Source organism: Pradoshia sp. Z6_59, from assembly GCF_058267515.1.
Genome location: NZ_JBZCPP010000001.1, coordinates 409125 through 418593 on the forward strand (window position 1 = coordinate 409125; position 9469 = coordinate 418593).

The 9469-nt window shown below is 38.1% G+C and carries 6 protein-coding genes; 3 read left to right on the forward strand and 3 right to left on the reverse strand.

Features of this window, described 5'->3' with window-relative positions:
* Positions 1-38 precede the first annotated feature (38 nt).
* From AC4D4B_RS02020 to AC4D4B_RS02030, 3 genes are all read left to right on the forward strand, one after another.
* On the forward strand, positions 39-857 hold the full coding sequence (locus tag AC4D4B_RS02020) for a pyruvate, water dikinase regulatory protein (RefSeq protein WP_490999039.1): 819 nt from the start codon (positions 39-41) through the stop codon (positions 855-857).
* Positions 857-3520: a pyruvate, phosphate dikinase gene (gene ppdK / locus AC4D4B_RS02025; RefSeq protein WP_490999040.1), complete on the forward strand. Its 2664-nt coding sequence runs from the start codon at positions 857-859 to the stop codon at positions 3518-3520. The genes AC4D4B_RS02020 and ppdK overlap by 1 nt, the downstream gene beginning before the upstream one ends.
* Before the next feature lie 215 nt (positions 3521-3735).
* Complete coding sequence (locus AC4D4B_RS02030; protein WP_490999041.1) at positions 3736-5910, forward strand: ATP-dependent Clp protease ATP-binding subunit; 2175 nt, start codon at positions 3736-3738, stop codon at positions 5908-5910.
* Between the two features lie 85 nt (positions 5911-5995).
* Here the strand turns inward: AC4D4B_RS02030 and AC4D4B_RS02035 are convergent, their stop codons facing one another.
* The 3 genes from AC4D4B_RS02035 to AC4D4B_RS02045 all read right to left on the reverse strand — a co-directional run.
* Complete coding sequence (locus AC4D4B_RS02035) at positions 5996-7489, reverse strand: potassium/proton antiporter (RefSeq protein ID WP_490999042.1); 1494 nt, start codon at positions 7487-7489, stop codon at positions 5996-5998.
* Between the two features lie 171 nt (positions 7490-7660).
* Positions 7661-8662: a PfkB family carbohydrate kinase gene (locus AC4D4B_RS02040; RefSeq protein ID WP_490999043.1), complete on the reverse strand. Its 1002-nt coding sequence runs from the start codon at positions 8660-8662 to the stop codon at positions 7661-7663.
* Positions 8663-8746: 84 nt separating this feature from the next.
* Positions 8747-9469 (reverse strand): DUF4982 domain-containing protein (locus AC4D4B_RS02045; protein WP_490999044.1); only part of this gene is annotated, 723 nt, incomplete at its 5' end.

Below are 9469 nucleotides of genomic sequence, written 5' to 3' on the forward strand. Positions count from 1 at the left end.
AATACATAACTAATTTATGGATAGAAGGGAATTGGCCGATGAACAAGAGGGAAATTGTATACGTTATATCTGATTCGGTAGGAGAAACAGCAGAATTTGTCGTAAAGGCGGTTGCCACACAGTTTAATGGCGGACAAGTAGATATTAGAAGAAATTCATATGTAAAAAGTGAAGAAGATATTGATGAAATTATCAATTTAGCAAAACAGGACTCCTCCATTATTGCGTACACCCTTGTTATTCCTTCCTTAAAAGAGCATGTGGATTTGCGGGCTAAAGAAGCGAATGTTGTAGCAGTTGATCTGTTATCTCCATTATTAAATGCATTTGAGGAAAAATTCCATAAGCCAGCCAATCATCTTTCAGGATTAACCAGACAATTGGATGAAGACTATTTTCGTAAGGTTGAAGCAGTTGAATTTGCCGTCAAGTACGATGATGGTAAAGATGCAAGGGGTCTTTTAAATGCAGATATTGTGATAATAGGAGTTTCAAGAACTTCAAAAACTCCATTATCCATGTATTTAGCACACAAAGGGTACAAGGTAGCCAATGTACCGTTAGTTCCAGAAGTTTCACCGCCTGATGAGTTATTTAAAATTAAAAAGAGTAAATGTGTAGGTCTGATTATTACTCCAAATCAGTTGAACGCAATACGTAAAGAAAGATTAAAATCATTGGGGTTAACCTCTCAGTCTAACTATGCCAGTTATGAGCGGATATTAGAGGAATTGGAGTATGCCGAAAAGATTATGAAAAGAGTCGGCTGCCCGATCATTAATGTTTCCAATAAAGCTATTGAAGAAACAGCGAGTATTATTTTGGATATTTTAAAAGGTGAGAGGAGCTATGTATGATGACTAAATACGTTTATCTTTTTAACGAAGGAAATAGTAATATGAAAGATTTATTGGGTGGTAAAGGCGCCAATTTAGCTGAAATGACGAATATCGGTTTGCCTGTACCATTCGGATTCACCATCAGTACAGAAGCCTGTAACTCTTATTATGAAAATGAAAAACAAATTACTGACGAGATGGAAGAGCAAATTCTCGAGGCACTACATAGTCTTGAACAGAGCACTGGTAAAAAACTTGGCGACCCAAACAATCCACTCCTAGTTTCAGTCAGGTCAGGATCCGTTTTCTCGATGCCAGGTATGATGGATACTGTGTTAAATCTCGGGATGAATGATAAAACGGTTATTGGTATGGCAGAGTTAACAGGAAATCCAAGGTTTGCTTATGACTCTTATCGCCGTTTCATTCAAATGTTCAGCGATGTTGTTTTGGGAGTTGATGGATTTTATTTTGAGCAATTGCTGGAAGATATACGTGAACAAAAAGGGTATCAAAATGATCCTGAATTAACCGCCGAAGATTGGAAAATAGTTATAGAAGGTTATAAAAATATTGTTAAAAAGCACACGAAACAAAGTTTCCCGGAGGATCCACGTGAGCAAATGTTTTTAGCTGTTAAAGCGGTATTTGATTCCTGGAATAATCAGCGTGCAAAAGTGTACAGACGTTTAAATAAAATTCCTGGACATTTAGGAACAGCAGTTAATATTCAAAGCATGGTTTTTGGGAATATGGGTGAAGATTCCGGAACAGGAGTGGCATTTACCCGAAACCCATCCACCGGAGAGCATGTTTTATATGGGGAATATTTAATTAATGCTCAGGGAGAAGATGTAGTTGCGGGAATCAGGACACCACAGCCTATACATACCTTGGAAAATGATATGCCAGATGTTTTTGAACAATTCGTAAATACATGCAAGCAGCTTGAAAAACACTATTTGGATTTGCAGGATATAGAATTTACGGTTGAGCGTGGACAATTATACATTCTTCAAACGAGATCCGGTAAACGTACTGCACAGGCAGCCATTAGAATTGCTGTAGAAATGGTGCAGGAAGGGATCATCGATAAAAAAACAGCGCTGTTAAGAGTAGATCCGGAGCAATTGGATCAGCTACTCCACTCCCGAATTGATGACACTTATGAACGAAAACAACTGGCTAAAGGCCTTCCAGCATCACCTGGATCTGCTACAGGCCAAGTAGTATTTGATGCGAATGAAGCAGAAAGATTGGGCAATGACGGCCAAAAGGTCATTCTTGTCCGTCCTGAGACGACACCTGATGATATTCATGGAATAGTTGCTGCCCAGGCAATTGTTACAACCCGTGGGGGAATGACAAGCCATGCTGCCGTGGTAGCGAGAGGTATGGGAAAGCCATGTATCTGCGGCTGTGAGCCATTAAAGATTGATTTAAAAGAAAAGCAATTCAGAGTTGGCGATACAGTAGTGAACCATCATGATACCATTACGATAGATGGATCTACAGGTGAAATCATGCTTGGAGAGATTCCAATGATTGATCCAGAATTATCGGATGAATTTTTAACTTTATTATCATGGGCGGATGAAACTAGAAAACTAGGGGTACGTGCAAATGCCGACAATCCAGAGGATGCAAGAAAGGCTCTCGAATTTGGGGCTGGCGGAATCGGACTATGTCGAACAGAGCATATGTTCATGGATGCAAAACGTGTACCGTTTGTCCAACAAATGATTCTTTCTGAGACCATTGCGGAAAGAAATAAAGCATTAGAATATTTATTGCCAATGCAGCAAGAGGATTTTGAAGGCATTTTTGAAGCCATGCAGGGAAATCCGGTTACTATTCGCTTATTAGATCCACCATTACATGAATTCTTACCTGATAAAGAAGAATTAATCATCGAAGTGACGAAGCTTCAAATTACTGATCCTGATTCAAAGGAATTAATGAAAAAAGAGCAACTGTTAAAAAAGGTTCGTCAATTGGATGAATTTAATCCTATGCTTGGACATCGCGGTTGCCGATTAGGCATGATTCATCCAGAAATATACGGCATGCAGGCAAAAGCTATTTTCTATGCGATTGCTAACTTAATGGAGCGCGGTATTCCGGTTCAGCCTGAGATCATGATTCCGCTTGTTGGACATGTGAATGAATTGAAACAAATGCGACAATTGGTGATGGATACAGCGATTCAGGTAGAGGCAGAAACGGACAAAAAGTTCCAGTACACGATTGGTACTATGATTGAAATCCCAAGGGCAGCACTTACTGCTGATCAAATTGCCAAAGAGGCAGACTTCTTCTCATTCGGTACTAACGATTTAACCCAAACAACTTTTGGATACAGCCGTGATGATGCGGAAGGGAAGTTTTTACAAACATATATAGAAGAAAAAGTCCTGCCTGAAAACCCTTTTGCAGTGTTAGACCAAGATGGTGTAGGAAAGCTGGTCGAAATGGGAGTGAAATTGGGCAGACAAACAAAACCTGAATTAAAAACTGGCATATGCGGGGAGCATGGCGGAGAAAAAATATCAATCGACTTCTGTTATAAAGCCGGTTTAGACTATGTAAGCTGTTCGCCTTATCGTGTTCCATTGGCAAGGCTGGCAGCTGCACAGGCAACTTTGCGATATGATGATATAAAGGAAGCCGTGACTAATTAATTATTTGTTTATCTAAGAAGCGCTGTATCAGGCGCTTCCTTTTTTTATGATTAAAAAATAAACAAATGGGTATAAAATAGTTGAAAGTCAAAAAAGGTCAGAGTATAATGTAATTAAGGTCAAAGATAGTCAAAGTCAAATTGACCAATTTTCAAATGAGTTTAGTAACTGTAACAAGATAAAATAAATTTAGAATTAATAAGGAGGATACATCTATGGTTTGCGAAAAATGCCAACAAAACCAAGCAACTGTACAGATGCAATTAAGGGTGAATGGACATCAGGAAAATCATCATTTGTGTTCTTCATGCTATAAAGAGGAACGCAATAAATTAGGAGCTCAAATGGGAGGAATGAATTTACATCCATTTAAGCCATTTCCTTTAGAATCATTTTTCAACCAGGGTAACGGAAATTCATTTATGTCAGATATGTCTGGCTCAATGGATCAGACAAATCATAACCGGCATAAACAGGTTAGAACACAAACACAGCCGCCTAATGGTGGAGGATTACTTGATCAATACGGTCGTAATTTAACTTATAATGCAAAAGCAGGACTTATTGATCCAGTGATTGGACGTGAAGAAGAGGTTAAACGTGTTATTGAGATATTGAACAGACGTACGAAAAATAATCCAGTCCTAATCGGTGAACCAGGGGTCGGTAAAACAGCGATTGCTGAAGGCCTTGCACTTAAAATTGCGGAAGGGAATGTTCCCTTAAAACTAAAGGATAAGGAAGTATATCTGCTTGATGTGGCTTCCTTAGTATCCAATACAGGTATTCGTGGGCAATTTGAGGAACGGATGAAGCAGCTTATTCAAGAATTGCAAACAAGAAAAAATGTGATTCTGTTTATTGACGAAATTCATCAGCTTGTAGGTGCCGGATCTGCAGAGGGCTCCGTGGATGCAGGGAATATTCTGAAACCAGCGCTTGCGCGTGGAGAGTTACAATTAGTGGGTGCAACAACATTAAATGAGTATCGTCAAATTGAAAAAGATGGGGCACTCGAAAGACGTTTCCAACCAGTAATGGTTAATGAGCCTACAACTGCAGAAGCGTTAGAAATTCTAAAAGGGTTAAGAGAAAGATATGAATCCAACCATTCCGTTGAATTTAGTGATGAAGTATTAGAAGCAGCGGTAGAACTGTCACATCGCTATATTCAAGATCGTTTCTTGCCGGATAAAGCCATTGACCTAATGGATGAAGCTGGTTCTAAATTGAATTTGACAATCGAAAATCAAGGTGAAGAATCAGTTAAAGAAAGATTGACGCAAATTTACAAAGAAAAAGAACAGGCATTAAAAACAGAAGCTTATGAACAGGCAGCCAAACTTCGAGATGAAGAAGAAAAACTCGAAAATATGCTTAAAACAGGAACAGGCGAAAAACCGAAGGTAACTGTAGAGGACATCCAGAAAATCATCGAACAAAAAACAGGTATACCAGTAGGTAAGCTGCAAGAGGATGAAGCAGTTCGAATGAATAAGCTTCAAGAGGAACTTGAAAATAAAGTAATTGGTCAGGATGAGGCTGTTCAAAAAGTAGCGAAAGCTATTCGTCGGAGCCGTGCCGGTTTAAAAGCTAAAAATCGCCCAATTGGATCATTCTTATTTGTAGGTCCGACAGGAGTTGGGAAGACTGAGTTATCAAAAGCATTGGCAGAAGAATTGTTTGGCACAAAAGACTCTATGATTCGTTTAGATATGAGTGAATATATGGAGAAACACAGTGTGTCAAAATTAATTGGTTCTCCTCCGGGATATGTCGGACATGAAGAAGCCGGCCAATTAACCGAAAAGGTTCGCCGTAAACCATATAGCATCGTTCTATTGGATGAAATTGAAAAAGCTCATCCAGATGTGATGCACATGTTCCTGCAAATCCTTGAGGATGGACGTTTAACAGACAGTCAGGGACGCACAGTAAACTTTAAAGATACAGTGATTATTATGACAAGTAATGCAGGAGTCGGTGAGAAAGTTAAGAAAGTTGGTTTTGGAGCAGGCGGAGTAGAGGAAGAAGTATCTATTCTTCAATCTCTCGGCAGCTACTTCAAGCCTGAATTCTTAAACCGTTTTGATTCCATCATTGAGTTTAAATCATTAACGAAAGATAACCTACTTGAAATTGTAGATATTATGCTTGCTGAACTATATGAAATGCTTGATCATGAAGGATTGAAACTAACCGTAACAGATGAAGTTAAAGAAAAACTGGCTGAGCTTGGATATAATCCTGCTTTTGGGGCACGTCCATTACGTCGAGTTATTCAGGAACAACTTGAGGATGGAATTGCGGATTGTGTCTTCAATCATCCAGATAAGAAAACATTTAAAGCAGAAGTAATCGAAAACCAAATAAAAGTAGTTGCTGTCTAATATAAATGCCTCCTATCTCAAGAATAGGAGGCATTTATTTGTTTAGAATTTGTTTATTCTATTGAAGTTTTGGAACAATAAAAAACTATTTTGATGTTTCATTGTGAGTTTTTTTCTTTTGCAGTAACTGTTTTACGCTGCGTTTTTTTAACTTAGGTGTCAATACATAGAGGAAATCGCCTTCCTTGATCACTGTGTCACCGGTAGGGGTAACCAATTTGTCATCTCTTATGATTGCATTGACCAATGTTTGTTCAGGAAATGGTATTTCAATTAGTGTTTTCCCAATCAAGAAAGAGTCCGGTTCCATTTGATATTCCACCATCTCTGCATTGGCCTTACCCAGTGAGACGATTTCAAGTGAATGCTTAGGGGGTTCACTGGCAGGCTCTGCTAATCCAAGTTTGCCAGCCACGAAGGATATGGTAGATCCTTGTATTAAACAACTTGTTAATACAACAAAGAAAACAACATTAAAAATCAGATGGCTATCCCCAATGTTTGCAAGTAAGGGAAATGTCGCCAGGACAATCGGGACGGAGCCTTTCAAGCCAGCCCAGGATAAAAATACTTTCTCTTTAAAATTAAAATTCATTTTAATAGTAGAAATGAATACAGCTGCCGGCCTTGCAATCAGGATTAAAATAACAGAAAGCAACAAGCCTTTTAAGATAATTTCAAGTGAAAATAAATCGTCGGGATTGACAAGTAAGCCTAATATAATGAACATTAAAATTTGCATCATCCAAGCAAATCCTTCGGCAAAGAACTGTGTGGCTTTTTCATAGGCGACCTCAGAGTTTCCAATGATAATAGCCATTACATAGACGGCCAGTAATCCACTTCCGTTTAGATTGGCGGTAATACCGTATGTTAATAAAGCGAATGTAACAGCGAAAACAGGGTAAAGGCCAGTTGATTCCAAATTGATACGATTAAGCACAGCAACGGCTATTTTCCCGAATATCCATCCCAGCAGTAAACCAAGTCCCATTTGGATAATAAAAGATCCAATTAGATTACCTACATTTACTTCAGAAGAGGTAATCATTTCAATACAGGATACGGTTAAAAAGATTGCCATCGGGTCATTGGAACCAGATTCAGCCTCCAATGTTTTACCTGAATGCTCTTGTATGTTTTGTCCCTTTAATACAGCAAATACTGCTGCAGCATCCGTTGATCCAACGATTGATCCGAATAACATAGCTATCAGCCAATCAACATTAAGAATATAATGTGCTGCTACCGTAACTATTGCAGAGGTTATTAAAACACCAATGGTTGCAAGTGAAAGGGAGGGGAGAATAATCGGCCGCAATGATTTCCATTTAGTTTGTATTCCACCTTCAAACAAAATAATAATCAAGGCAACTACACCAATCGTTTGTGCTAATCCGGCATTCGAAAAATTAATTACGCCAAAAGTATCATTTCCCATGACCATTCCGACCATTATAAAAAAGACGAGTGAGGGGACTCCTAATTTTGCTGAGAATTTGGTAGACAGGATTCCGAGAATCAATAGAATCGCAGCTAGTAAAATATAAAAATCAGTTGTTAAAACTTCAGATGGCATGTACATTCGACTCACTTTCTGTAAATCTATATTAGATGTTATTAGAATATATATAACTATCTCCATAATTGCGTAATCTTCAAACTTGTTTTTTGAGAAGTGGTTTTATTGAAAGGGGAGCGGGATAAGGAGAAATTGAAAAGCAGGTGCTTTTTTTAGCACCTGCTTTCATTAGCGTTTGATAACTACTTTTTCATTTTCAACATCAAATTGTTGAACATCTGCTTTGCTGGCAATTTGAAAATCACCGATAATGGTATGTTTTAAGGCGAATGATGATAGGGCAAAATTAATGATTTCTTGAGGACTGTATTGATTGTTGATTCCATATAATACGCCAGCTACAAATGAATCGCCTGTACCGATTCGATCAAGAACATTTACTTTAACCGGACCTGCTGTGAAGTGCTCTGTTTCAGTTATAATGGCACATCGTAATTCTTGTACATTGTTACCAAGAATATTTCTTTCAGTTGTGTAAATTTGGTCAAACTGATACTCTTTTTGAAACTCTTTTAATAAAGCGATTTTTTCTTCGAATGTGTTAACTTCTCTTTTTTCCTGTCTGATTGTTAGAACGTCCAGGTAACTTCCGATAATAACATCAATATATGGCAAGATTTCGATGTAAGCTTTTCTCGCTTCATCTAATGTCCATAATTTTGCACGATAGTTAAAGTCAAAACTGATTTTGATGCCTTTTTGTTTTGCCGCCTTGACCAATTCCATAGTCGTTTCACGAGCATTTTTACTTGCACCTAAACTAATTCCGCTGACATGGAGCCATTTAACTTCGGAAAGCATCGCTTCAAAATCATAATCATTTGGCAAAGCTTCAACAAAAGCGGAGTTTTGGCGATCATAAGTGACTTCTGTAGGTCTGATGGAATGACCTTGTTCAACAAAGTATAAGCCCATTTTCTTTCCTTTATAGACGATATGATCAGTGTTTACACCATATTTTCTTAACTGTGTGACAGCGGCAAGCCCAAGGTTATTATCTGGTAAGCAAGTAGCATAGGAGGTTTTTTCACCCCAATGACTGAGAGCGACAGCAATATTTGCTTCAGAACCACCGTACATCATATCCAGCTGGCTTGCCTGAATTAACATTTGATGATTGGTTGGTGTTAAACGCAACAGCATTTCACCAAATAACATAATTGATTTCAATACGTGCACCTTCTTTATTTGACTAAGAATATAGGAAAGATAGCGACCGGGTATAAACCCAGATCGCTATTTCCATTTTTTAAATTAAGCTTTTTTAATTTTAATTAACTCTTTGTTAATGGCATACATCATTTTTTCAGTAAATATATCATCCGCCATGGATGCCAGCATATCAATTGACATACCTTCTGCCATACCGAACATTGGATTATCCTCATTGAATCCTTTTAAATACTTCTCTAATACTTTCTTAGTTTCTTCATTTTTATATAACTCACCGAGTGTATTGCGAGTAGAATATACATCATCAGTGATAACAAGTTCTTCAATTTCCATGTCTTCATCTAAATCAGGCATGTCAAACCAGTTAGCAACCACTCCGCCAGCATCACTTTCTGGAACTAGGTAGCTTGGATTTGGCTCATCCACTTTATTGAAGTGAGCAGTATCTTCGAAAGTATTTCCTTCGGATGTACCGATTGCCTTTACAGTATTCATTCCGTCTTCGAGTGCTACATCATTAAAGATAAAGGCAGCACGGTTACGTTCTGCTGTATAGGTAGTACCATTTACTACCAATGTTACATCCTCGCAGTTAGAATAAACTTTAACTGTAATTTTTCCGTCAGCACGATCTACAAAACGTTTGCTTGTAATGTGGACAAATTTTTCATCTGACCAATTTGCTTTATACATATAAAAAGCATCTTTTTTGATTTTACGATCATAAGTCATTAGGCCTTTATTATTTCGTCCTTTTACGCCGCCTTCGTCACGGATATTGGCACCGAAGTCAAACATATTCCA

What these genes read in the sequence shown, in the direction of transcription:
- AC4D4B_RS02020 (WP_490999039.1), top strand. Translation starts at nt 39, where the DNA reads ATGAACAAGAGGGAAATTGTATACGTTATATCTGATTCGGTAGGAGAA.
- ppdK (WP_490999040.1), top strand. Translation starts at nt 857, where the DNA reads ATGACTAAATACGTTTATCTTTTTAACGAAGGAAATAGTAATATGAAA.
- AC4D4B_RS02030 (WP_490999041.1), top strand. Translation starts at nt 3,736, where the DNA reads ATGGTTTGCGAAAAATGCCAACAAAACCAAGCAACTGTACAGATGCAA.
- AC4D4B_RS02035 (WP_490999042.1), bottom strand. Translation starts at nt 7,489, where the DNA reads ATGCCATCTGAAGTTTTAACAACTGATTTTTATATTTTACTAGCTGCG.